The 24,293-nt window shown below is 36.9% G+C and carries 24 protein-coding genes; 9 read left to right on the forward strand and 15 right to left on the reverse strand.

Annotated features, from left to right (window positions below; genetic code table 11):
* Positions 1 to 19 precede the first annotated feature (19 nt).
* Positions 20 to 370 (reverse strand): winged helix-turn-helix domain-containing protein, encoded by a 351-nt coding sequence (locus tag ACLCEG_RS01520; RefSeq protein ID WP_004708820.1) that lies wholly within the window; start codon positions 368 to 370, stop codon positions 20 to 22.
* Between the two features lie 222 nt (positions 371 to 592).
* Between ACLCEG_RS01520 and antA the strand changes: the two genes are divergently transcribed.
* The 4 genes from antA to ACLCEG_RS01540 all read left to right on the forward strand — a co-directional run bounded on the left by antA (position 593) and on the right by ACLCEG_RS01540 (position 5,052).
* Entirely contained in the window at positions 593 to 2,008 is a 1,416-nt protein-coding gene (antA, locus tag ACLCEG_RS01525; RefSeq protein WP_410565262.1) for an anthranilate 1,2-dioxygenase large subunit, read from the forward strand.
* Between the two features lie 2 nt (positions 2,009 to 2,010).
* Positions 2,011 to 2,502 (forward strand): anthranilate 1,2-dioxygenase small subunit, encoded by a 492-nt coding sequence (gene antB / locus ACLCEG_RS01530; RefSeq protein ID WP_139887959.1) that lies wholly within the window; start codon positions 2,011 to 2,013, stop codon positions 2,500 to 2,502.
* Between the two features lie 5 nt (positions 2,503 to 2,507).
* Positions 2,508 to 3,542 carry an anthranilate 1,2-dioxygenase electron transfer component AntC gene (antC, locus tag ACLCEG_RS01535; RefSeq protein WP_080660818.1) on the forward strand — a complete coding sequence of 345 codons (1,035 nt, stop codon included), beginning with the start codon at positions 2,508 to 2,510 and terminating at the stop codon, positions 3,540 to 3,542.
* A 451-nt stretch (positions 3,543 to 3,993) separates the two neighbouring features.
* Positions 3,994 to 5,052 carry an AraC family transcriptional regulator gene (locus tag ACLCEG_RS01540; RefSeq protein WP_135924916.1) on the forward strand — a complete coding sequence of 353 codons (1,059 nt, stop codon included), beginning with the start codon at positions 3,994 to 3,996 and terminating at the stop codon, positions 5,050 to 5,052.
* 56 nt (positions 5,053 to 5,108) lie between these two features.
* On the opposite strand, the gene ACLCEG_RS01545 is transcribed toward ACLCEG_RS01540, so the two are convergent.
* From ACLCEG_RS01545 to ACLCEG_RS01565, 5 genes are read right to left on the reverse strand one after another with little or no spacing between them, the layout of a single operon-like run.
* Entirely contained in the window at positions 5,109 to 6,056 is a 948-nt protein-coding gene (locus ACLCEG_RS01545; protein ID WP_410565265.1) for a transporter, read from the reverse strand.
* A 53-nt stretch (positions 6,057 to 6,109) separates the two neighbouring features.
* On the reverse strand, positions 6,110 to 6,640 hold the full coding sequence (locus tag ACLCEG_RS01550) for a flavin reductase family protein (protein WP_014206712.1): 531 nt from the start codon (positions 6,638 to 6,640) through the stop codon (positions 6,110 to 6,112).
* Positions 6,641 to 6,666: 26 nt separating this feature from the next.
* A complete protein-coding gene (locus ACLCEG_RS01555; protein WP_410565267.1) occupies positions 6,667 to 7,905 on the reverse strand; it encodes a styrene monooxygenase/indole monooxygenase family protein in 1,239 nt (412 codons plus the stop codon).
* A gap of 43 nt (positions 7,906 to 7,948) precedes the next feature.
* Positions 7,949 to 8,734, reverse strand: coding sequence for an SDR family oxidoreductase (locus tag ACLCEG_RS01560; protein WP_348885330.1), 786 nt, complete (start codon positions 8,732 to 8,734; stop codon positions 7,949 to 7,951).
* A gap of 12 nt (positions 8,735 to 8,746) precedes the next feature.
* Positions 8,747 to 9,997 (reverse strand): dienelactone hydrolase family protein, encoded by a 1,251-nt coding sequence (locus tag ACLCEG_RS01565; RefSeq protein WP_410565270.1) that lies wholly within the window; start codon positions 9,995 to 9,997, stop codon positions 8,747 to 8,749.
* 368 nt (positions 9,998 to 10,365) lie between these two features.
* Between ACLCEG_RS01565 and ACLCEG_RS01570 the strand changes: the two genes are divergently transcribed.
* Positions 10,366 to 11,577 (forward strand): OprD family outer membrane porin, encoded by a 1,212-nt coding sequence (locus tag ACLCEG_RS01570; protein ID WP_410566528.1) that lies wholly within the window; start codon positions 10,366 to 10,368, stop codon positions 11,575 to 11,577.
* Positions 11,578 to 11,593: 16 nt separating this feature from the next.
* Entirely contained in the window at positions 11,594 to 12,937 is a 1,344-nt protein-coding gene (locus tag ACLCEG_RS01575) for an MFS transporter (RefSeq protein WP_410565273.1), read from the forward strand.
* A gap of 67 nt (positions 12,938 to 13,004) precedes the next feature.
* Here ACLCEG_RS01575 and ACLCEG_RS01580 read toward each other — a convergent pair whose 3' ends face one another.
* The 3 genes from ACLCEG_RS01580 to ACLCEG_RS01590 all read right to left on the reverse strand — a co-directional run bounded on the left by ACLCEG_RS01580 (position 13,005) and on the right by ACLCEG_RS01590 (position 16,557).
* Positions 13,005 to 13,991 (reverse strand): AraC family transcriptional regulator, encoded by a 987-nt coding sequence (locus tag ACLCEG_RS01580; protein ID WP_410565275.1) that lies wholly within the window; start codon positions 13,989 to 13,991, stop codon positions 13,005 to 13,007.
* A gap of 325 nt (positions 13,992 to 14,316) precedes the next feature.
* A complete protein-coding gene (locus ACLCEG_RS01585; protein WP_019459108.1) occupies positions 14,317 to 15,102 on the reverse strand; it encodes a 3-hydroxybutyrate dehydrogenase in 786 nt (261 codons plus the stop codon).
* A gap of 33 nt (positions 15,103 to 15,135) precedes the next feature.
* Entirely contained in the window at positions 15,136 to 16,557 is a 1,422-nt protein-coding gene (locus ACLCEG_RS01590) for a GntP family permease (RefSeq protein WP_004701709.1), read from the reverse strand.
* A 542-nt stretch (positions 16,558 to 17,099) separates the two neighbouring features.
* On the opposite strand from ACLCEG_RS01590, the gene bla reads away from it, so the two are divergent.
* A complete protein-coding gene (gene bla / locus ACLCEG_RS01595) occupies positions 17,100 to 17,954 on the forward strand; it encodes a putative subclass B3 metallo-beta-lactamase (protein ID WP_410565278.1) in 855 nt (284 codons plus the stop codon).
* 136 nt (positions 17,955 to 18,090) lie between these two features.
* On the opposite strand, the gene ACLCEG_RS01600 is transcribed toward bla, so the two are convergent.
* Entirely contained in the window at positions 18,091 to 18,534 is a 444-nt protein-coding gene (locus tag ACLCEG_RS01600; RefSeq protein WP_410565281.1) for a BLUF domain-containing protein, read from the reverse strand.
* A gap of 229 nt (positions 18,535 to 18,763) precedes the next feature.
* Here ACLCEG_RS01600 and ACLCEG_RS01605 point away from each other — a divergent pair, with 229 nt between their 5' ends.
* Positions 18,764 to 19,027 (forward strand): hypothetical protein, encoded by a 264-nt coding sequence (locus ACLCEG_RS01605; protein ID WP_019459105.1) that lies wholly within the window; start codon positions 18,764 to 18,766, stop codon positions 19,025 to 19,027.
* A gap of 40 nt (positions 19,028 to 19,067) precedes the next feature.
* On the opposite strand, the gene ACLCEG_RS01610 is transcribed toward ACLCEG_RS01605, so the two are convergent.
* The 3 genes from ACLCEG_RS01610 to ACLCEG_RS01620 all read right to left on the reverse strand — a co-directional run bounded on the left by ACLCEG_RS01610 (position 19,068) and on the right by ACLCEG_RS01620 (position 21,275).
* Complete coding sequence (locus ACLCEG_RS01610; protein WP_192836962.1) at positions 19,068 to 19,502, reverse strand: glyoxalase; 435 nt, start codon at positions 19,500 to 19,502, stop codon at positions 19,068 to 19,070.
* Between the two features lie 276 nt (positions 19,503 to 19,778).
* On the reverse strand, positions 19,779 to 20,228 hold the full coding sequence (locus ACLCEG_RS01615) for a DUF6097 family protein (protein ID WP_410565283.1): 450 nt from the start codon (positions 20,226 to 20,228) through the stop codon (positions 19,779 to 19,781).
* 261 nt (positions 20,229 to 20,489) lie between these two features.
* Positions 20,490 to 21,275, reverse strand: a complete 786-nt coding sequence (locus tag ACLCEG_RS01620; RefSeq protein WP_410565285.1) for an AraC family transcriptional regulator — start codon at positions 21,273 to 21,275, stop codon at positions 20,490 to 20,492.
* 100 nt (positions 21,276 to 21,375) lie between these two features.
* Between ACLCEG_RS01620 and ACLCEG_RS01625 the strand changes: the two genes are divergently transcribed.
* Positions 21,376 to 22,518, forward strand: coding sequence for a multidrug effflux MFS transporter (locus ACLCEG_RS01625; protein WP_410565287.1), 1,143 nt, complete (start codon positions 21,376 to 21,378; stop codon positions 22,516 to 22,518).
* Between the two features lie 290 nt (positions 22,519 to 22,808).
* Here ACLCEG_RS01625 and ACLCEG_RS01630 read toward each other — a convergent pair whose 3' ends face one another.
* Both ACLCEG_RS01630 and ACLCEG_RS01635 read right to left on the reverse strand, forming a co-directional pair.
* Positions 22,809 to 23,225, reverse strand: coding sequence for a hypothetical protein (locus ACLCEG_RS01630; protein ID WP_086496229.1), 417 nt, complete (start codon positions 23,223 to 23,225; stop codon positions 22,809 to 22,811).
* A gap of 97 nt (positions 23,226 to 23,322) precedes the next feature.
* Positions 23,323 to 24,150: an RsiV family protein gene (locus tag ACLCEG_RS01635; protein WP_410565290.1), complete on the reverse strand. Its 828-nt coding sequence runs from the start codon at positions 24,148 to 24,150 to the stop codon at positions 23,323 to 23,325.
* Positions 24,151 to 24,293 lie beyond the last annotated feature (143 nt).

Consider the following 24,293-nt stretch of genomic DNA (forward strand, 5'->3'; position numbering starts at 1 on the left):
CGTTATGCAATCTTTTATCTTAACCTTTTAAATAATTACTCATGATTTGATAATCACGCTCTAAGGCTTGTCGAGCATTGATTTCCATTTGGCGGTAATGCTTTAAGACTTTGTGGCCCAAAGCTGTGACGGCTGCCCCACCACCATGTGTTCCACCCGTTTGTGTTTCCACTAAAGCTGTTTCGAAGCATTGATTCATGGTGTCGACCAACTGCCATGCACGGCGGTAGCTCATATTCATAGATTTTGCTGCCTGTGAGATTGAACCCGTTCTCTCAATTGCTTCAAGTAAGTCTGCCTTACCCGGACCAAATGCAATATTTTGCTCTAAAAGAATTCTAATTTGTAATTTTAAGTTTTGTTCTTTCATAGACTTAGTTCACAAAGTTTCATTTTTATGCTGCTTAACATTATAGGGAACTTTAATAGGTTAAAACACATACAAATTTAAATCTCTACTTTTTCTTCAAAAGAATCCGATTAAAAAATCAAAACTGCACAAAGTGGATAAAGATCTGGAAAAAACGGATAGAGAGGAATGCTTAATCGCGGTTCAATCAGTTAAAAGCTGATTGATTGGAGGATTGAGTAAATGACCTCATCTAATTTAAAACAATGGAATGATTTTATAGATGGATGTATCGACTTCCGTCCTAACGATGGTGTGTTTCGTATTGCACGTGACATGTTTACCGAGCCAGAACTATTTGACTTGGAAATGGAACTTATTTTTGAAAAAGTTTGGATTTACGCATGTCATGAAAGTGAAATTCCAAACAATCATGATTTCTTAACAGTTCAAATTGGTCGTCAACCGATTATTGTGAGCCGTGATGGTAAAGGCGAACTACATGCCATGGTCAATGCTTGTGAACACCGCGGCGCAACCTTAACACGCGTTGCTAAAGGCAACCAGTCAACCTTTACATGTCCGTTCCATGCTTGGTGTTATAAGTCAGATGGCCGCTTGGTGAAAGTCAAAGCACCTGCTGAATATTGTGAAGATTTTGATAAATCAAGCCGAGGTTTAAAACAAGGCCGTATTGCCAGCTACCGTGGATTTGTATTTGTAAGCCTCGATACTAAAGCAACAGATTCTCTAGAAGACTTTTTGGGCGATGCAAAACTGTTCCTTGATTTAATGGTTAATCAGTCGCCAACAGGTGAACTCGAAGTACTTCAAGGCAAGTCATCTTATACATTTGCAGGTAACTGGAAGCTACAAAATGAAAATGGCTTAGATGGTTACCATGTCAGTACCGTTCACTATAACTACGTCTCTACAGTTCAACACCGTCAGCAAGTCAATGCATCAAAAGGTGAAGAACTCGATACGCTTGACTATAGCAAGTTAGGGGCCGGTGACTCAGAAACTGACGATGGCTGGTTTAGTTTCAAAAATGGCCATAGTGTTTTATTCAGTGATATGCCGAACCCAACTGTTCGACCGGGCTATAGCACAGTTATGCCGTATATGGTCGAAAAATACGGCGACAAATATGCTGAATGGGCAATGCATCGTTTAAGAAACTTAAACTTGTACCCTAGCCTATTTTTCATGGACCAAATTAGTTCACAGCTTCGTATTGTTCGCCCTGTGGCATGGAATAAAACTGAAGTCATCAGCCAATGTATTGGCGTTAAAGGTGAATCTGCTGAAGCACGCCGTAACCGTATTCGCCAGTTTGAAGATTTCTTTAATGTATCAGGCCTTGGTACACCAGACGATTTAGTTGAATTCCGTGAGCAACAAAAAGGTTTTCAGGCACGTCTTGAACGTTGGAGCGATATTTCGCGTGGTTGTCAGTCTTGGGAATATGGCGCAACTAAAAACTCACAAGATTTAGGCATTCAACCCGTCATTACTGGCCGAGAGTTTACCCACGAAGGACTCTATGTAAACCAGCATGGACATTGGCAACGTCTGATGCTCGACGGATTAAACAAGAAAGCATTGAAAATGCAAGATATTACTTTTGAAAACAATGCCCTAATGGATGAGGTGTAACCATGTCACAAGAACTACATTTTGCTGTATCTCAGTTTTTGTACAAAAAAGCAGAGCTTTGTGATGCTTATGACTGGGATGCCTATCTAGAGCTTTATGATGAAGATAGTGAATATCATATTCCACAGTGGATTGATGACCATAACTATGTTCAAGATCCAAATCAGGGTTTGTCTTATATTTATTATGCAGACCGTACAGGACTTGAAGACCGTGTATTCCGTATTCGTACAGGAAAAGCTGCTTCTGCAACACCGTTACCACGTACGTTACACAGCATGAATAACATTCGAGTTAAAACACTGGAAGATGGATTAATTGAAGCAAAAGTTGCATGGCAAACGCTTTATAACCGTCAAGGTTTAGAAGGCTGTTTTTACGGACACGCTACTTATCTTTTACGCCAAACAGCAGATGGTTTCCGTATTCGTCGTCAGCACAGCATTTTGCTCAATGACAAAATTGATTCCGTTTTAGACTTCTATCACGTTTAAGGGGAATGAAAATGGGACATTCAGTTGCACTTAACTTTGCCGATGGCAAAACCTTTTTCATTTCAGTAAATAACGACGAATTGTTGCTTGATGCGGCAGTTCGTCAGGGAATTAACCTGCCGTTAGACTGCCGTGAAGGTGTTTGTGGTACCTGTCAGGGACAGTGTGAAACTGGTATTTATGAACAAGAATATGTCGATGAAGATGCATTAAGTGAACGTGATTTGGCCGAACGAAAAATGTTAGCTTGCCAGACCCGTGTAAAATCAGATGCAGCTTTTTATTTCGATCATGATTCTGCTATTTGTAACGCTGGTGATACTTTAAAAATTGAAACCAAAGTGACTGCGGTTGAGCTAGTTTCTGAAACCACAGCAATTTTGCATCTTGATGCAAGTAGTCATGCTGCACAACTTCAGTTTTTACCGGGTCAATATGCTCGTTTGCAAATACCGAATACAGAAGACTGGCGCTCATATTCATTTGCAAATAGACCAAATGCAACCAATCAATTGCAATTTCTCATTCGTCTCTTGCCAGACGGTGTGATGAGTAATTACTTGCGTGACCGTTGTCAGGTCGGACAAAGCTTACTTATTGAAGCACCGCTTGGTAGTTTTTATTTACGTGAAGTACAGCGACCACTGGTTTTTGTAGCAGGTGGAACGGGATTATCCGCATTTTTAGGAATGCTTGATAACTTGGTTGAGCAGCCTAACTCACCTGCCGTTCAGTTGTACTACGGCGTAAATAGTGAAACCGACTTGTGTGAACAACAGCGTTTACATGCCTATGCTGAACAGCTACCCAACTTTAGTTATCACCCGATTGTGACTAAGGCAACGGAAACTTGGCAAGGTAAAGCAGGCTATATCCATGAGCACTTAAATAAAGATCAACTGGCCGAGCAGGCTTTTGATATGTATTTATGTGGTCCACCACCAATGATTGAAGCCGTTAAAAATTGGTTAGATGAGCAATCTTTGCAAAACTACCGTATTTACAGCGAGAAATTTTTACAGAGCAATACATCACGTTAAAGTATAAATAGCTTAAAAATCACTAAACCTGAAATGATTCAATATACTCTTATAAGGGGTATATTGAATTTTTGCACTTAAATTAAAAGTTTTTATATATCAATAATATAAATCAATAGATTCCGACAAAATAAATTGACCAGTTCGCTCGGATTTGCTATAAATTTTGATAGATCTTAAGGAATAAGATCATGATGAGATTAAGTTAAAGTACCTTTTATATCCCCCTATTCTATTTCTCGAATGTATTAAATTGATGGATAAAATCCAACTTAAAAATTTGAGAAAATCATATTAATTAGCGGTTAAATTGGTCTGTATTTTGCTTATATCTCATTGTATTTTACGCGTAACTTAATTTTTTTTAAGTGCCGTATTTACTTGATGTACAGCGAAATTTTAAAGCTTTTGTAACACAGGTAAATACAGGAGTGAGCCAAAAGGGATATATATGAACCAAGCCAACTCCCACGAACTCAATGGACGTCATTTTCAAAATGAGTCTATCTTTACTGATCATAATTTGGTGTTCGATCACCACGATTTAAGCGAAACCTGCCGAAATGTAGGCCAAATTTTTAAACCGCATGATCTTAAAATCTCTCATCAGAAGCGAGATTTCAGTGCAACTATGCACCATGTTAAAACAGGTGCGCTATCTATTAGTCGCTTAGAATATGGCGCAGATGTCATTATTGAACCAGATCATCTGGATAACTTTTACTTAATTCAAATTCCAACTCAAGGCTACGCAGAAATCGAGTTTGGTTCGCAAAAGTTTATTTCTTATTCTCAAGTTGCTTCTCTTATTTCACCTCAGCAATCTTTGCGTATGCGCTGGCATGCGAACTCACCACAGCTTATTCTAAAAGTTTCAAAGGATGATTTTACTTACCATTGCCGTCAACACATTGCCGATTCAGAAAATAACTTACTCGTTTTTGACCCAAAATTAGATTTTTCTACCCAAGGTGGAGCCTATTTTTTGCAGCTTGTTAGAACCTTAATGGATGCTTTAGCATGTGAGCAACACCCTCTCCATCATCCTTTAGCCTTTAAACAGTTTGAGTCAAATTTATTTAATGCACTGATTTATGGTCAGCCCAACAATGCATTACATAAGCTTGATCATTATAAAGAAAAAACCGTTTCTCCTTATTTCGTGAAGCGTACAGAAGCCTACATTAAAGAACATTTGCATGAGCCGCTCAATGTCGAGATTTTAGCTGAACATGCAGGCGTGAGCGTAAGAACTCTATTTACTGGTTTTAAAAACTATTTGGGGACCACCCCAATGTCTTATTTAAAAGAATTACGCTTTGAACAAGCTCATTTAGAACTCATGCATAATGAAAATCTGTCGGTTACTGACGTTGCATTTAAATGGGGATTTACTCACTTAGGTCGTTTTTCTCAAGAATATAAACGCCGTTATGGTGAGTTACCTTCGTCTACTCGCCGTTCTGGTCACAGTGAAGGTTCAGGCTTAATTACTTCAATTTTTTCTTAAACTAAAATAGATAAAAGCCTTTTATATTTGTTGATATAAAAGGCTTTTTTTATGATTTAAAAATGATGGACATAACGAACTTGTAGTCGCGTACCTTCTGGACGGTTTTCAGCATCTTGCTCAAAATAAGCATTTGCAACCAAGTGATCATTTTTAGAAAAACTATACATGGCGCCTGGGCCAATAGCCCAAACTTGTTCACGTCGACCTTTGACTTTCTCACCATCGACTTCTGTATCTGTCACTTGTTTTAACCAATAGCCATTTAGTCCTAAGCGGAACTGTTCGGTAATGGCATAATCTGTTGCGAAGTTTGCATGAATTGCTTGCCCAGCTTGCATATCATTTGCTCCAGCAAAAGCATAGCTTGGGTCATCATTTTTAAAATTATAGAGATAATGGATACGCGTGGAAGCGGTCCATTTGGGATTAAACCAATATGTGGCAGCCCAATAAGGATCAAATGAAACAGCGTTATTACTTGGGTTAATATCTTTTTGCTGGTCGTATTCCCCAGTAGGTAAATTCACCTGAAACTCAAAACGATATACAAACTTAGGCCCTTGTGCACCCATGATTGGATCGAACTGAATAAAAGGTCCAATCATAATGTCCCCAAAGCCGCTTTGGGCCTTAATGGCAGCATTATTCAAGCCATCATCCATGTCCATTTTACTGACAAAAGGAATTAAAAAATTCATACCTAGGCTGGCTTTATCTTTTACTCGGACATTCGATAAATAACTAATCTGTTCAACCAATACTTGATAATTTAAATCTGTTTTAGGTAAACCTAATTTTTGTCCATTGGCATCGACCAGTTTATTACTATCGTAATTTTGAAAGTAAGTTTGAGCATACCAACCGGGCCCTGCGGGTAATCCGCCATCGAGAAAGCTAGTCATACCTAAATTTACGGTCGGTAAATCATAGGCATGAGAAACCAATGGCAAACCCAATAATGTCCCTGCTAAAAAGCCATGTTTAATTAAAGTGCTTTTCATCTTCTTATTTCCTATAAAAAAATCACGACCGGATTGATCGTGATTGTGGTGAATTAATGTGCTAATTCTGGATGCTCAGCGGCAATCCGATACTTTCCTGCGTGGAACACCAATGGTTCACCTTGGCGTTGTTGGTATTGTTCAATTTGACCAATGAAAATCAGGTGATCTCCGCCTTCATACTGATTTACATTGCGGCAAACCAAGGTTGCGAGTGCATCGGACAAAATTGGAACACCTGCATTGCATTGTTGATGGGCAATACCTGCAAATTTATCTTCAGCACCTCGAGCAAAATGTCCCGAAAGCTGGTGATGCTCCTGTGCCAACATGTGAATGGCAAAATATTCAGCCTCTACAAAATCTGACAAACTTGGCGCTGTTTTTGAAAGACTCCACAAAATTAATGGCGGATCTAAAGACAGCGATGAAAAGGAATTGGCTGTCATTCCTATTTTCCGACCATCTTTACCACGAGTTGTAATCACGGTAACGCCAGTTGCAAACTGTCCAAGCAAATTACGGATTTCTCTTGGGTTTTCAGCATTAATCGCTTGTAAAGCTAAAGTTTCAATTGTGTCCATTTTTCATATCTCCCTTTGACTATGACCTAGGCTACTTTTGCTGCGGTTTTTGAGGCCATGAATGCTTGAGCTTGATCTGCATCGAACCACCAAGGAGCAAAGGCACGAGGGTCATCAAAGTTATTAGCCATAATGGAAGCAATGCTTTGGTTTTGGCTTGCAGCTGCTAGGAGTTCAACAACATGGGGCTGCGGTGGTACTAATAGGCTATTGGTCCAAGCCACGACTTTTTCTGCATAAGCCCAATAACGTTCAAAAGTTTGAACCATCCATTGTTCGCTAAAGTTTTGATTATCATTGGCTAAAATGGCATCGAAATAGATTTTGCTACACTTAGCAGCGTTGTTTGAGCCTTGACCAGTAATCGGATCATTCACCACCAAGGCATCTGCCATACCAAAAATTTTCTTGCCAGACGGTAAGGTTAAAACGGGTTTACGTACTGTCGGCGGGAAACGTCCTGCTAAATATCCACCAGCATCGGTTAACTCAACATTCGCGCAGCGTTCATATTCCCAAGGTACAAATTTCTTGAGTAAATCCAAACTGCATTGCAGATGCTGTTCAGGTGTTTTGACATCTTGCCAGCAATCCATTGGCCCATTTGGAATACCTTCAAACACCATAATGTCGCAAGGACCATTTACTGTAAGTGCTGGAAATGAAAAGTATTCGCCCACTTCTGGAATAATATTAAAAGTCACACGAGAGTATGGCGAAATTGGCTTCATGTTTTTGACATAGGTCAATGCCAAAGCGCGCTGCGGTTTATCGAAAACACTTCGTACATCATCACGCTCAAACTGTTTAACGACTTCACCTTTACCAGCCGCGAGTAATACAAGTTCGTAGTCGTTTGCGAGTTGTTCTAACTCGTCTATTCCCACATCCTGAATTACCAATCGGCCACCACAGCGTTCAAATTCTTCCATCCAATATGGCATTTTGACGCGTTGATCGACCGATTGAGCGTAACGCTCAAGCCGAGCACTCCATTCAAATGCTTTACCACCATTTTCAGGATTAACTAAAGCCAGCCCGATGCCTTCTACCGCTGGACATTGTTCTTCCCAAAAATTTAGTCCCAAGTCACGTTCAGTTTGTAAAGCGGTATGAAACATACACTGGCTTGACATGACTTTACCTTGACGGATTTCATCGGCAGTTCGGTTGGTGATCATGGTCACGTCATAGCCTGTATCCAATAAACCTAAACCAAGCTGTAAACCAGACTGCCCTGCTCCAACAATTGCAATACGGCGCATAATATTCTCCATAATTTTCTAAATGTGCTTTTAAAACGCTGTGCTATTCGGCTAAACGTGGAATAGCGGGCTGTGATCCTTCAGGGCCCATCACTGAATATCCGCCATCGACCGCATAATCAGCTCCGGTGACAAAACTCGCAGCGGGTGACAATAAAAACAAAACAACATTGGCAACTTCTTCGGGATGACCCAATCGGCCTAGCAAGTGATAATCGGCTGCCACGCTATCGGCCTTTTCACGGTTATTGCCACTGACTTCTGCAATGACACGAGACCATGTCCAACCCGGTGAAACTGAGTTGACGCGAATACCATCGGCAGCAAAATCCATTGCCATGCTTTGTGTGAGTTGACGTATCGCGGCTTTAGAAACTGGATATAACCAGCGCCCTGTTTGTGCCACTTTGGCCGAGATTGAAGTAAAATTAACGATTGAACCTTGCTGCTTTTTTAGGTCATTGTATAAAGCACGGCTCAGCTCAACTGTAGAGACCAAATTAATATCGAGTGCTTGTAACCAGTCCTGACGTGAAGATTTAAAACCGTCATCTAAGTAAGTACATGCCAAATTCACCAAGTAACTCACTTCACCTAAATGTTGGTGAATATCCGCCACAGCTTGTCGAATAGCCGCATCACTGGTTAAATCGGTTTGAATAAACATCACATCATGGTTAAAGCTTTCTGCAATTGCCTTGCCTTTGGCATCAATATCTAAGATAGCGACATGAGCACCTGCACTGACCAAAGCTTGTACAACAGCTTTACCAATAAGTGTTGCGCCGCCGCTCACCACAGCGACTTTTCCTTTTAAATCTATATTCATTACTGATACTCCTTAATTGACTGGCTTGCCTTCACTACTTGACCAAGATGGCATCAACGTATTTGAAGGAAGATCTTCATCAAGAAGTTTTCGTGCTGTCTCGACACCTGCAACTGGTAAGCCTGTTGGGTCTAATAAACCAATTTGAACGAGCACCGATGCTTGGTCCCAGTAAATATGCTCATGGCACAACTTTGAACCTCTGAACTGAATTACACCCAACATTGGAATTTCGACATATTTACCAGTCGGTTTTACACCCGGTAATAACCAGTCAATTTCAGCGTCGTGGGTAAAGCTCATAATGAACTCGTCTACCACTTGCGTTGAGCCAACCGTACGAGAGATCGAAGTAATCTTCATATCTTTCGGGTTTTGGTGAACAAAGTGATATTGATAAAAACGAGCGAGCTGGCTTTGACCTACACCGCCAGTTAAGGTTGGAATATGGTTGACATACGGTTCTGCGACCATTGTTGCCATGGTTGCTGGCACGTCACGCGTATCGAATTCATGATGAATATGCTCTTCCCATAGCGCAACTAAGTCATATTTCGGTCCAATCGTGTCATGTAGAGCGGTTACTGTACGTTCGTGGGCAAAGCGTGCTGAAGGTTTGTGATAATGATTGCTTTTAGGGCGTGCAAAAGCATGATCAACACCTTCATAAACATAGGCTTGTACGTTTGAATATTGGTTGGCTGCATTCACAATCGCTTGCCTTGCATCTGGCGGTGTAAATTGGTCCAGTTCTGCAATATGTAAAACCAAACGTCCTTTTACGTTAGCTAACTCATCTAACGCTTTTTCAATGCCTACACCGTAATAACCTACGGCACATGCCACGTCAGAAAGTCGGCAGCCTGCTAGATACGCCAGCTTTCCACCTAAACAATAGCCCACTACGCCGAGACCTGTAGAAGTGTCACATTCTGGTCGAGTCTTTAAAAAAGCTAAGCTGTCCTGAATATCTTCAACCCCAAGATTTTCATCATATTGCTGATAAAGTTCAAAAGCCTTTTGAAAATCTTCTGGTGTATAACCCAGTTCTATATTAGGTGCGACACGCCAAAATAAATCAGGAACCAAAACGGTATAACCTTCTTCTGCAAGAAATTCTGCTTTTTCTCGCATGGCTGCATTCACCCCAAAGATTTCCTGACAAAGCACCACACCGGGTCCTTTTCCTGTTTCTGGCGTCGCTAGATATGCACTGAACTGCTTTCCAGATGCTGTTTTAATTTGAATGGTTTGACCAGCCATAGTGTCAACTCCTGACATTGTTATGGCTTTATCTTCTATCCGAAATTTTTTTTAGACTGTCCAAAAGCTGCAAGCTCTATCCAATATCTGCGCAATTATCAAAATTTATCAAACTGGATAAAACACTAAAAATAAGAAAACTAATAAATTTCATAACTTTAAACTAAAAAATTAAATTAATGCTTTTTATCTCATTTGGAAAAAATGGATGAAGATTAGGACTTATTGGATAGTGACGATTGGCTAAAAATAGTTCAATCAAGTCATGTAATTCGTTTGATTACATAAAAAAAGCCCAGTCATTTTCTAAATTAAGGCGTTTATTTATGCATCGACCATGGCCAATTTATGGACAACAAAAAACGTTAATGCTCATCAATATTTTATGTTGCAGTGCATTTTCTACTCAGGCTTATTCAGCGGATGAAGAATGGAAATTTACATCAAAAAATGCATATATAGACAGAAACTATGACAATCCAGATGTAAAAGATACAGGTAGCTGGTCACAATCAGTTTCTCTATTTTACAACTCAAATATGCATGATACGCCGTTAGAAATTGGTGGAACCCCAATTCAAATTGGCGCAAATGCTTCAGCACAATATGCGGTTCGATTAAGCCAAGATAAACATGTTGCAGATACGGTATTACCTTTTGATAAAGCGACGCAGTCACAAGCACCCGATTATCTAAAATATGGCGCAACCTTAAAGTTAGGCTATAACAAGATGCTACTCAGCATGGGTGAATTATGGCTAGATTTACCCGTAACCACTGTAGATGCAAGTCGACAACTCCTGACATCTTATTGGGGAACTAACCTTAAGAGCCAGCTAAACGATAAGCTTTTTGCAGAAATTGGCCGCATTGAAAAAGTATCACCGCGAAATGAAGAAGATTTCCATCGATTTTCATTTACTTCAAAAGGTGTGACTGGCTATTCCGACGGACTTAACTACATAGATCTTCGCTATCAATTTACGCCTACATTGAAGGGTGAATATTACTTTGGAAATATGGAGGATTTATATAACAAACATTATGTCGGCGTTGACCACATATGGAAAAATTCTAATTTTTCAGTTAATTCAAAGTTCAAATATTTCAATGCCAAAGATAATGGAAATCTTTTTGACATCGATGCACAAAATGTAGGGCTACTAGAAACGCTTAAAGTAAAAAATCATAGTTTTGGTGTGGGTTATCAGCAAATTATTGGTGAGTCTGCTTACCCGTTACCAGATGGTTTCTTGCCTGAAACTTATTTCATTAACTGGAACACGACTGGTTTCTTCAAACAAGATGAAAAGTCCTATCACTTTATTTATGGCTATGACTTTAAAGATTATGTGCCTGGCTTAAATACCACTTTCAAATATGTATATGGCGATCACTTTAAGACAGCAGATGGCTTAAAAAATAAAGAAAGTGAAGCAAACGTTATTGTCAATTATGCCCTTCAACAGCCATTCCTCAAAGGCTTAGCTCTTCAGTACATCTTCATCAATTATGACGTTAAGCATGGAAATGATTTCTCTGAAAACCGTTTCTTCGTCAATTACAGCAAAAAATTTTAATGAATAAGGAATACGTATGAAAACGATAGATGCAAACACGATTATCAACCGTGAGAAACTGTCTCCACTACAGTGGATGGTTTTTATCCTAGGCTTTTTTGTCTTTTTCTGTGATGGTCTAGACACAGGAATTATTGGTTTTGTTGCCCCTGCATTGCTCGATGATTGGGGAATTACCAAGCCTCAACTTGCTCCGGTTTTAAGTGCTGCCTTAGTCGGTATGTCGATCGGTGCAATCATTTCTGGGCCTTTGTCCGATAAATTTGGACGTAAAGGCGTCATTGTTTTTACAAGTCTTTTATTTTCCATATTTACGATTTTGTGTGGCTTTGCTAATTCAACCCAAGACTTAATGATTTATCGTTTTATTACAGGTGTTGGTTTAGGTGCAGCCATGCCAAACATCAGTACCATTGTGTCTGAATATATGCCTGTAAAGCGTAAAGCATTCCTTACTGGTCTTGCTGGCTGTGGTTTTATGCTGGGTATTTCTTGTGGTGGTGTCCTTTCAGCTTATCTATTAGAAAGCTATGGCTGGGCCAAAGTAATTATTATCGGCGGAAGCATTCCGCTCATTTTGGTGGTTGCTTTATTGCTTAAATTACCTGAATCAACTCAATACTTAATTACACGTCATCAACAAGACAAAGCTCAGCGTATTTTAGAAAACATTCAAGGTCATTCTTTTCAAGAGCCGGTAAAACTTGTTTTAACTCAAGCAGAAAACACCTCTGATGAAAATCCAGTTAAAGTGGTTTTAGGAAAATATCTGTGGGGTTCAAGCATGCTTTGGCTCTGCTGCTTTACCAGTTTATTGGTGTTTTATCTTTTAACAAGCTGGATGCCAACGATTTTAAAAACAGCAGGTTTTAGTACTCAACAGTTTAGTTTAATTGCAGCGATTTTCCCTTTAGGTGGTGTGATTGGTGCAACCATTATGGGATGGTACATGGATAAACTGAACCCAACTACAGTCATTAAATATTCATATCTTATCGCTTTTGGACTATTCATTGTTGCAGGTCTCGTGAGTTCAAATATTTTCTTGTTAGGTCTAACTATTTTCTTAATTGGGGCCTTACTGGCAGGTGCTCAGTCTTCATTACTGCCACTTGCAGCTATGTTCTATCCAGCAGTGTGCCGTGCAGTTGGCGTTTCATGGATGCATGGTATTGGTCGTATTGGTGCAATTTTAGGAGCTTTCTTTGGCTCTCTTATTTTCACTTTCAACCTAAGCTTAAGCGGTATTTTCTTTATTCTTGCATTACCAACCTTCATCTCATTTATTGCGCTTAGCCTGAAAGTGATTTATGAGAAATCTAAAAACAAACAAGTGTTAAAGCTTGAAGAAAGTCTATAAATATTAAGCGATAAATAAAAAACTGATTTAGTTGCCTAAATCAGTTTTTTAATGGGAAAATTAAATATCAGAAAATTTTGCCTTTGGTCTCACTTGGATTTTCGCCGAACTCTTCGCGATATTCTTGAGAAAAACGACTTAAATGGTTAAAGCCCCAGTCATAAGCAAGCTTTGAAATAGAAACCTTTCTATCTGCTCCAGTTGTGCTCAAGATTTTATAAATTTGTTGGAGACGATATTTTTTCAAATACGACATTGGACTGGTGCCGTAGTACTGTTGAAATTCATCATACAATTTTGTTTTTGAAACCCCAGCCAGACGCTGCAAATCTTCTGCACAGATTTCTTCGTGAGCATGTTCAATAATAAAATTACGAACCTTACGAATATACGCTGGCTCGTCTTGATGTGAGAGTGACTTTAAGGCTTCAGAATAATTATTTTCTTGAGACAATAATAACGCTTTAATTACAAAATTTTCATAATCTTCAGACAACATCTGCAAACCATAAAAATTGCTATATTGCGATTTTAACTGTACAAAATTTTGAATGTTCTTCCACCATGCACCAATAAGTTGCTCAGAGTCTAAGTGCATTTCAGGATTAAAAATAATAGGACTTTCAATTGGTTTATTGAGTAAATCTGCAAGAACAATCTGCATACTGCGTTCAGGAATAACCACCTGAAATTTTCTGCAATCTTTATCGATAATCAAATCTTGCTGATCGTTATTTGAAACAATAAGGCCCCTGTTTTCATCAGATTGATAATGAGCACCACGAATGTTGAGAGCTTGTCGACCTTGTATCGGCAAACTAATGCTATACGCTTTTAAATTTGAGATGTTAATAGCAACGTTTGCACCATAACTGATTGTACCGATTGCCATTTTTTTATTAGGCAAACGCATTCCGTCATAGTGAAAATCGAGAGTGTCTTTGTAAATTGTGTCTAGACGGTGTTCACCACAAATTGTGGACATCAGATTTTGCGCAAATTCAGCTTTGCGTGAATAATGATTGAGTTCCGTCTGTTGGCTGAGTGATATCATATCCTTTTCACCTAGCTAAATAACTTATTGCTTAAAAAGCAACTTGTATGCCAATTAATATCCTTTAATTGACGAGTTTTCCTGAAAATACCGAATCAAGAAAGAGAGTAAAGATTACTTTCTCATACTCTATTAAATTTTAAAAATGGAAATAAGTTAAATACCTTTAAAGTATAATTTTATACCTTAACGAACTTATTTTATTAGATTTTTTATAAACAAATAGAGTAGATATAAATCATTATTTTGAACAGCAGACTATCATAAATTTTTAACGAATAAAAAAACCGCCTATTTAAAATAAGCGGCTTTTAAAACACTTAAATTATTGTGCTGTGTAGCCACCATCCATAACGACAGCTTGGCCTGTTACTCCACCAGCTTTGCTACTCGCAAGGAAAATCGCATAGTCAGCAATTTCTTCAACAGATAACAAACGCTTTTGAGGAACCATTGCCAAAATTACGTCTTCCAGTGCACTGTCTAAACTTACATTACGGGTTTTAGCCAAATCTGCAATTTGGCCACGAACCAATGGCGTATCTACATAACCCGGACATAAAGCATTTACCGTAATACCATCACGTGCACATTCCAATGCCGCAACTTTTGTTAGACCAATCACGCCATGTTTCGCGCTGTTATAACCTGCCTTTCCAGCAAAACCAATCAAACCATTAATTGAAGCCATATTAATAATACGGCCATATTTTTGAGCTTTCATGATTGGTAAAACATGTTTAATACCAATAAATGCCCCTGTTAACATGACCTGAACTAACTTTTGAAAAACAGCCGTTGGAAACTCTTCAATAGGTGCAACATGTTGGAAACCAGCATTATTAATTAAGATATCAACCGTGCCAAAGGTCTTTTGAGTAAGCTCAATTGCTTGTTTATAAGCGTCTTCATCGGTCACATCACATGGTGCAGATAATGCTTCAAGGCCTTGCTCTTTAAGTGAATTCGCCGTTTCTTGGCACTTTTCGGCATTCATATCAGAAATAACAACTTTGGCACCTTCTTGAGCAAATTTCTTAGCAATCTCTAGACCGATACCACTTGCAGAACCTGTAATAAAAGCAACTTTACCGTCTAAAAGTTTAGTCATCTATTTACTCCTTAATACTTATAACGTGCTGATTTAAACAATACCCGTTACGGTAAAGACCGTAATCACTACAAATACTGCTAATGTTTTAATTACCGTAACTGCAAAAATATCTTTATACGATTGTTTATGGGTTAAGCCTGTAACAGCAAGTAAAGTAATGACAGCACCATTATGTGGAAGCGTATCCATACCACCCGACGCCATCGCAACTACACGGTGCATAACTTCTGGTGGAATACCCGCAGCTAAAATCGCGGCGTTATAATGTTCAGCCATCGCACTTAAAGCAATACTCATACCACCAGAAGCTGAACCGGTAATACCTGCTAAAACGGTTGTCGTCACCGCCCCATTCACTAAAGGATTTGTGAAGGTACTGCTCATTGCATGACTAATCATGGCAAAGCCCGGTAATGACGCAATAATTGCACCAAAGCCATACTCAGAAGCCGTATTCATCACTGCTAAAAGTGAGCCGCCAATACTGGCATTAATACCTTCTTTAAAGTTCGTCACTACACGTTGGTAATCAAACAAAATTGCAGTAATAATCCCGACAATTAGCGCAAGACCAACCGCCCAGATCGCACCAGTTTTTGCAACATCTACGGTGTAATCAGCAAGACCAACTGAGGCAAAATCAAAGCCATTTGGATACCACTCTTTGATTGCTTTAGACAAATATTTGTTCATTACTGCAACAAGAATGAGCGGTACAAATGCTAGAAACTGACGAGCCTTACTTCCATTATTTTGTAGAGCCATATCAGCTTCAATTTCTTGAGACTGCATATTGTCTATACCAAAACCAGAGAATCCTTCCCCAGCTTTTGCAGCAGCACGGCGACGCCATTCTAAGTAGCTTAAACCCATGCATAAAACAAAAATAGCACCAATAATTCCTAGAAATGGTGCGGCATAAATATTGGTACCAAAGAAAGTGGTTGGAATTACGTTTTGGATTTGTGGAGTACCCGGCAATGCATCCATGGTGAATGTAAATGCACCAAGCGCGATGGTTCCCGGAATTAAACGTTTTGGAATATTGGCTTGTCTAAATAGCTGGTTGGCAAATGGATAAATTGCGAATACAGCCACAAATAAACTCACGCCACTATAGGTTAAAATTGCACCTAAAAGTACAACGGTTAAAATTGCTTTTTTTGCTCCAATCCATCTTACAATGGTTCTAGCAATAGACTCAGCAATTCCTGACATTTCAACAACTTTACCGAAAATTGCGCCAAGCAAGAACACAAGAAAGTAATCTTTAATAAAGTTCACCATTTTGGGCATAAAGACACCCGAATAAAACGGTAAAACATTGGCTGGGTTAATAAGTAAAACTGCAAGTAAGGCACAAATGGGTGCCATGAGAATGACTGAAAAGCCCTTGTAAGCTGTGTACATTAACAGCCCAAGTGAAAGTAGAATTACAAATAATTCCCACATATATTCTTTCTCCCTAAAGAATAGATATTAGGTTCAATAAAATTACCAAAAGATATTTAGGTTATCCCAAACCTAAAATGATAAAAATCACAGTATCTATGAGAGGTAATAGGTAAATGAGCTTAAAAATAAAATATCACTAAAATATTTAAAAACAATGTAATTTATTTAAATTTTAAAATAACAATAAAATACAATGACTTATATTTCTTAAATGGTAAAAGCACAACTATTTAAAACCATTATTTTTTAATAAAACTTATTAATTATTGAGTAAATTAAATTAATATCTCTATATTATTTAATAAAAATAATTAAATAATATATTTTTTAAATTAGTTTATTTACATCATTAAATTAATAAATATTAAGAAGGTTAACTTCTCATTACTAAATACATTCCATCCTTTACATTAACAATTAAGCAGAAATTTTTTATATGAATAATCAGGTTTTTTATGAATAGATTAGGGCCTAATTATGGCAAAGGCGTTAAAATATAAAACTTTAATTACTGCGACCAACCTACGAGTCCAATAAAGATGAAGAAAAAGATGTTGTTTATAGGAAGTATATTGTTGACTTCTTTATCTACCTCAGCTGCACCATTAAAGTTACCCGATGACTGGACTCAAAATACTCAGCCATTCCAAATTACTGAAAATATATACTATGTAGGTACTCATGGTCTTGCAGCTTATTTGTTAGCTTCTGGTCACCAAGCCCTATTGATAGATACGGGCCTTCCAGAAAATACAGAGCAAATAGAGCAGAACATTAAACAATTAGGTTTTAAGTTATCAGATGTAAAAATTATGGTTACGAGCCATGCTCATTGGGACCATGTAGGTGCACTTGCACGCATTAAACAAGATACTGGTGCTAAATTAATTGCAATGCAGCAGGATGTTAACGCTTTAGAAATAGGAAAACCTATAGGTGAAAACACCTTCCAAACTATTCCTTTTACTCCAGTTAAAGTTGATAAAGTCATTCACGATGGAGAAGTAGTTAAACTAGGAAAATTAAAACTTAAAGCTACTCTTACCCCGGGCCATACTCCGGGTTGTACAACTTGGTCAACTGAAATTAAATCTAACGGTAAGAACCTAAATGTTGTTTTCCCCTGCAGTCTCTCTGTAGCTGGCAATGTTTTACAAAATAATCATCAGTATCCAAATATTGTTGCAGATTATCGTAAGAGTTTTGAGCGTTTGAAAAACATGAAGGCAGATATTGTGCTTACTAGCCATCCAGAAGTTGCAGATGTCTTGGGCAATAAGGCACGTAAAGACGCTGGACAAACCAATGCATTTATTCAACCAGAAAAACTTTCTAGTATTGTAAAAGATGCAGAAATGGCGTTTGAAAAATCACTAGTTAGTAGTCATCCATAAACATTAAGTTGTCATATTTATATTTGATAAAAATTTAAAAGCCCTGATCATGCAGGGCTTTTTTAGAAGCTGTAATATAATCGCCCTTTACTATTTTCTTTTTCTAGTTATATCTAAACAAAAATTATAATATTGATTAAACTTGATATTGATCCGCTTTCAAATTGGGTTGATCTACAAGTAACTCAATAAAAGATGGAATTGATGTAGTGTTAAGCAAATATGGATTAAATTCATCAACATGATGATGAAAAAAGAAATCTTTTATTTTTGTATTGATAGGAGCAAATTTCATACTCCAATGTTTAAATAACCGTTGTTCAGATGGTTCCAAAAAGATGATCTCACAGTTTTGATGTCTCGAATCTTTCAAAATTGATTTATAGAACAATGTCTCAACTTGCTCTTTCTCTCCTTCTAAGTATTGTAAGAAGTAACCATTACCATAGTAAAGCACACCAGTAATGTCATTTTGAGAATTAAATTTGACAGCTTCTGTAAGAATATCAATTAAATCTTGTTTTATTTGACTATGTTCACTATTGGTTTTACTTGCATACATAAAGCCTATTAAACTCATAGCGATAACTCGAAGATAAATGTCAATGGTGCATTCTGACACTTACATACTATCCTTACAATGCAACCTACTTAAAACCTTGTATTTCAAAAGTAAAGATTATTAACATTTTGAAAATGACAAACTTTAACAAGCAGAAATCTTTTGTAAATGAATGCCAACTTAATCAACTAAACAGATACTTTTGATTTTAGTAAAATTAAAACTGTCTTTAATTTGTGGATGTCTAATGGAGAACCATGAAATCACTCTTCAAGACGAACATCATAAACAATTTAAGATTGTCAAAGTTCAAGATGTTCGTTTTGATAGTAATACACTGACTCATAGTTACCAATGGTTATGGGTATTTGATCATAGTTCAGAGTTTTTCCCATTTGAACTATGGGATCAACTTGACAATGCGACCGTTCATCAAAAAATAAGAATGAATAATCAGGTCTTTAAGATTATCAAGATTTTGACAAAGAAAACCAAACTACGGTATTCCTGAGTAAACATTTTTCTATTATGTTTTAGATAAAATTACTAATTTATTCATTTGCGGTACGTAGCCATGGCGTAACTGTTAACCCAGTGAGTACTCCTTCAGGACTTAAAAAGCGAGTAACTGACTGCCCCCATGGTTCTAAACGATTATTTACCAGTAGTTGATATCCTTTAGAAATCATATGAGCTGAAGCTTGATTAATATCCTCAACTTCAAACTCAATCCAACTTTGAGGAACAGTAAACTCGTCGGGCCATTCTTTTCGACCAAAGCAGGACTCTGCTGCTTGATGTAATGGCCACAGTGCAAAGTGTTTTACACCGCCAAGCTCCCCATCTTCCGTACTCATATAAGATTCATTGCCTTCCATCGCTTTTATTGGAAGGTTTAATGTGTCTTGATAGAGTGTTTTACTCTCTTCATTAACTCTTGTAATTGGTCCAAATCCAGCAACAAAAAGTACTTTGATAGGAGACATTTTTAATAACTCATTTTTATAAAGTAATAGGTTCTTTTATACTTGAAATAATTCATTTTTTAAACATTAATTATTTTCTTGCTAATGTATACCTAAATATTTTAAGGATCCTCTTATCACTATCATCACGTCAATCATGCATAATTTATTTTCTGAGTTTTTAAAAATGATCATTACTATTTATTTTAGAAGAAATTTTAGAAAAAATTGCCGAGAGAATGTTTAAATATGCCGACAAAAAAACCTCGCCAATGCGAGGCTTAAATGTTCTAAAATTTATTTACTCAGAAGCTTCTCAACATTCTTTTCAATTAATTTTTTACTTTGATTATTCATTAAATAAAAGTAAAAAATTAATCCAAAAAATACTGCAGCATAAAGAATAATAGCCCATATGTACTTCAATATATTTTCAAATAACATATGATTCATCATGTCTACATCAATATTAATTCCAAAATTATGTATATATCGACTTAAGAACAAGGTAATACAATAAATTAAGATAGGAACTGCAAGAACTCCTGTCCAGATGTTAATTTTGTTTTTCTTAACTTCGAGTTTCTCAAAGTTATCCTCACCAAAATATTTTTCAATCTCAATAACTTGTTTGTTTAAATCATCTTTTAAAGAGATAGGTAATCTCCTATCTTTAATATGATATTGAACGTCTTTTAATATTTCCGCATTTTCCAGAGATTCACCTAAAATTCTTAAATTTCCCATAAACAACCATAATACAATCAGTAAAAAACAGGGATTTTAGTAGAAATTCTGTATAAGGAACTGCTTTTTAACATAAAAGTAATAAATTAATTCGAATAAAAAATCCAGAAGATACTTTAACTTTTCTAAACATTTTCCTGTTTCCAATAGTTTTAATAAGATCAATTTTTATGAAGAACTTGGATTAAATTAGAGTAGTAAAAGAGAGTCATTTTGCTACTTGTTTTTGGATTAACTCTAATGTAACCGATAAAGAAAATTTTATTTATACAAGCTTTCGCTGAAAATATTCTGTAGATAACGGACTGGAGTAGTACCTGTATGTTGACGGAAAAAAACGATAAATGCACTATCACTGATAAACTCCAGTTGTTGTGCCACCTCACTTATTTGTATACCTTCAGATAGCATTTCTATTGCTCTTAATAATCTCCATTGTTGTCTCCAGTTCTGATAATTCATTCCTGTATCACGAATAAATATTCGGCTAATAGTACGTTCGCAAGCACCTACTATCTGAGCCAGCTGACCTAAACGTGGAGGTAGTTCTCCCATACGGACGTGCTTTAACCAAGATTCTAGACGGGCATCTGATGGATACATTAATTGCCAATTTTCACTTCGTGCAGCACATATCTCTTCATAAAAAACAGTAATTAAACTTACCTGTTGTTCAGCCTGCATTCCCCATGGCCAAAATGCCATTCTTTCAATTACTTCAAAAAATAATGGATTGACTTCAACAATCTGTACTGGCAACTGAGATAAATTTGATGTTGGTAAAAAATATAGTGAGCGGTAAGCCATTACACCACGCATGATCGCTCGATGAGTTGTGCCTGCAGGAATCCATGCAGCACGTCGTGGTGGAAGTAAAAAAGTCATTTTACCTATTTCTATTGTGATACTACCAGCAGCCGAAAACAGTAACTGATGACGAAGATGACAATGCTTACCAGAATCATGTTTTCCTATATCTGATGCAATACCAATCACTGGATCAGCGAAAATATCTGGATCAAAAATACTATCTGATGCAATTTTCAAAATCTGTCCAATAATTAATATATTCAGTCCTTATTATGATAATCAGACTTTTATCTTTCAAGAATAATAACCTTTAATATTCATTTATTAATGACATTTTATGAATGCCATACATCGTCCACCCTTGTGGCTTTTAACACTTCTGATAATGTTCCCTCAACTAGTTGAAACTATATACAGCCCTGCACTACCTTACATTTCCCACTCATTTGCAGTTAATAGTAAACAAGCAGCTCAGACGCTTTCAGTTTATTTCATCGCTTTTGCTATAGGTGTAGGGTTATGGGGATGGTTAAGTGATCAAATTGGTCGCCGCTCTGCCATGATGTTAGGACTTATCTGTTATGGGGCTGGGACACTATTAGCTATTACAACAGTAAATTTCAAATTTTTGTTATTCGCACGTATGATTTCAGCTTTTGGCGCTGCCGCTGGGTCTGTTGTAGTACAAACCATGCTTCGGGACAGTTATGAATCGACAAAACTAGCAAGTGTATTTTCCCTTATGGGAGCCGCACTAGCTATAAGCCCGTTTTTTGGTCTAATAAGTGGAGGCTGGTTAGTAAGTCATTGGGGTTATATAGGTGTATTTATTGCCTTGTTTTTACTTGCCATACTATTGTTAATACTAAGTGCTGCTTTTCTTCCTGAAACTCAGTCTCACCCAATAACTCACACTCGCATACGAACATTAGCTGCCCGTATGTTCCTTGATAATTCGCTTTGGCAAAATGCCATGCTAATTGCCTTGTTTAATACAATGATTTTCAGTTATTACAGCCTTGCCCCATTTCTTTTTAAACAACTTGGCTGGAGTTCAGAAAAATTTGGCTGGACAGGATTATTATTAGCAATCTCTTCTCTTATGGGTAGTTTACTAAATCGAAAGCTACTTGCCTCAAATATAGAACCAGAAATATTGGTAAGACATGCTTGTTACATCACAATGTTATCAAGCATGATTGCTTGGATATTACAAACAACCGTATGGATCTTGATTCCGATGGCTGGCGTCGTTCTTGCTTATGGTATTGTCATCCCAAACATACTTAGTCTGGCACTGCGTCATTATCGAGAACAAGCAGGAAAAGCTGGTGCGTTATTCGGCTTAACGTATTATTTACTGTTGGGTTGTATGCTTGGACTTGCTGGGCTAGTACAACAGTTAGGCCTTGTTCTTACAGTCTGTGCATCGGTAGCCTTAATTCTTAAAACAAGACTAAAGTATGACCAATATAACTAGCTAACTATAAGTTTTAACTGTTGTAAGATAAATCATATTTTCAATTTACTTCAGAGGTTTATTATTTCTACCATTGGTAAGTTTAGCTAAATGAAAAATATGGATCTAAAATTTCTTATATTAAGGGTAATGCTTCTAAGAACGGCTTCAATTGCATAAAGAATAATTTTAAAGCAATTAATAATTCTTAGTTCAATTAAGAAAAAACCCACTTAACAATGAGTGGGTTTAATCAAAACTTAATGAACATTAATTTTAATCAACTCATTGATGTAGAAATTTTTAATCTCTTACTTCATTCGAGTTAGTCTTAAGTTAAAGTCAGATGGAAGTAAGATTCGATATTCGATCTCCGCTCCAGGTTTGACTTCCGTTTCTTGAGAAGTTGCAATATTCGGGCACATTCCTGCACCTGTTTCTAATCTAAAAATATAATATTTAGGCTCAAGATAAATTGTAGCGATTTCATTTGAGCGAATTGAAAATACCTTTTCATTATTAACATAAATATCATGAGTACAACCAGAGCCTAAAAAACCTTTATCTCTTAAAAAAGTAACTTTTGCTTGTTCAGGGGTCTGTTTCTTTAAATACTTTTGATTGTAAATTCTTTCATTAGGTACTGATTTTGCAATATTTGAAACAACTGGAGCTGTTGAACACCCAGTTAAGCTTAAAACTAATCCTAAAAAAAATATCTTTTTCATGATATTACCCAATATTGTTAGAGGTGGAATTTAACATCTCATGCATTAAAAAACCACCCGAAGGTGGTTTAATCAATTTACAAACTATTATGAATCTCTACACTTCAGTTTTTAAAGCAGGCCTTGGTGGTAAAAACTCAGTTTTTATCAATTGGTCTGTATCATGTAGCTCTAAACTCACGGGACCTAAGACATATGGAGCTAACTCGTAAATCTGAAAATCAAATGTAATCCCACCTGATTGGTTAATATAGAAATTTTCACTTACTTTAAAGTCTTCTTTACTAATATAGGGTTCCATATCTTTTTCTTGACACCAATATTCGTATTGTTTCCATAATTCGTCTTTAAGTGCATTCATTTTTCCAGTGACTACAATATCTTTTAATCTAATCCGTTCTTTACTTTTTAAATCAAAAACATAATCTTCAAAAGTGGATATGCCATGTGCTCCACCAGAATATTCCGAGCTAACTTTTGAAATTTGCACATATTGACCAAACTGTCCATTAAAGCGATAAACTACACTATCTGACCAATTATTAAGACCTTCAGCTTGGGTTTGATTTAATTGCTTTTGCTTTTCTGATGGAGGGGTAAAAGCATCTGCATAATCCTTTCGGATTTCTTTATCAATTATTTCATCAATCCAATTAATATTACTTTTAAGTGCAATAGCTTCTTTAGAAGTACATACAATCCCCTCTACATCTGGATTAGACCCACAAATTTTGGGCTGTTTAAACTTCACAACAAAATTGCGCGCTATCATGGCAGGAATAGCATTCTCTTCTTTTGGAGGCAGTTCTTTCACCTTTGTGATTGCTGTATTTTCTACTTTATCTGTAGTTTTTTCTTCTGCTTTTTTGACGCAACCACTCAATATAAATGGTATCAATACTAAGCCAAGAACATTTTTATTCATCAATTTTACCTTTGCACAATTTCATTTATCTTTTAAATTAAGTTCTAAAGAATTTAAACTTCACAAATATTTTAATTGAAATAAGGGCGACTTTGCATGTAGATATACTTTTTGCACAATAGTATTTATTTTATTTTTATAAT

It is taken from the genome of Acinetobacter sp. H1(2024) (assembly GCF_046557555.1).
In the GTDB taxonomy this organism is placed as follows: Bacteria; Pseudomonadota; Gammaproteobacteria; order Pseudomonadales; family Moraxellaceae; genus Acinetobacter; species Acinetobacter seifertii.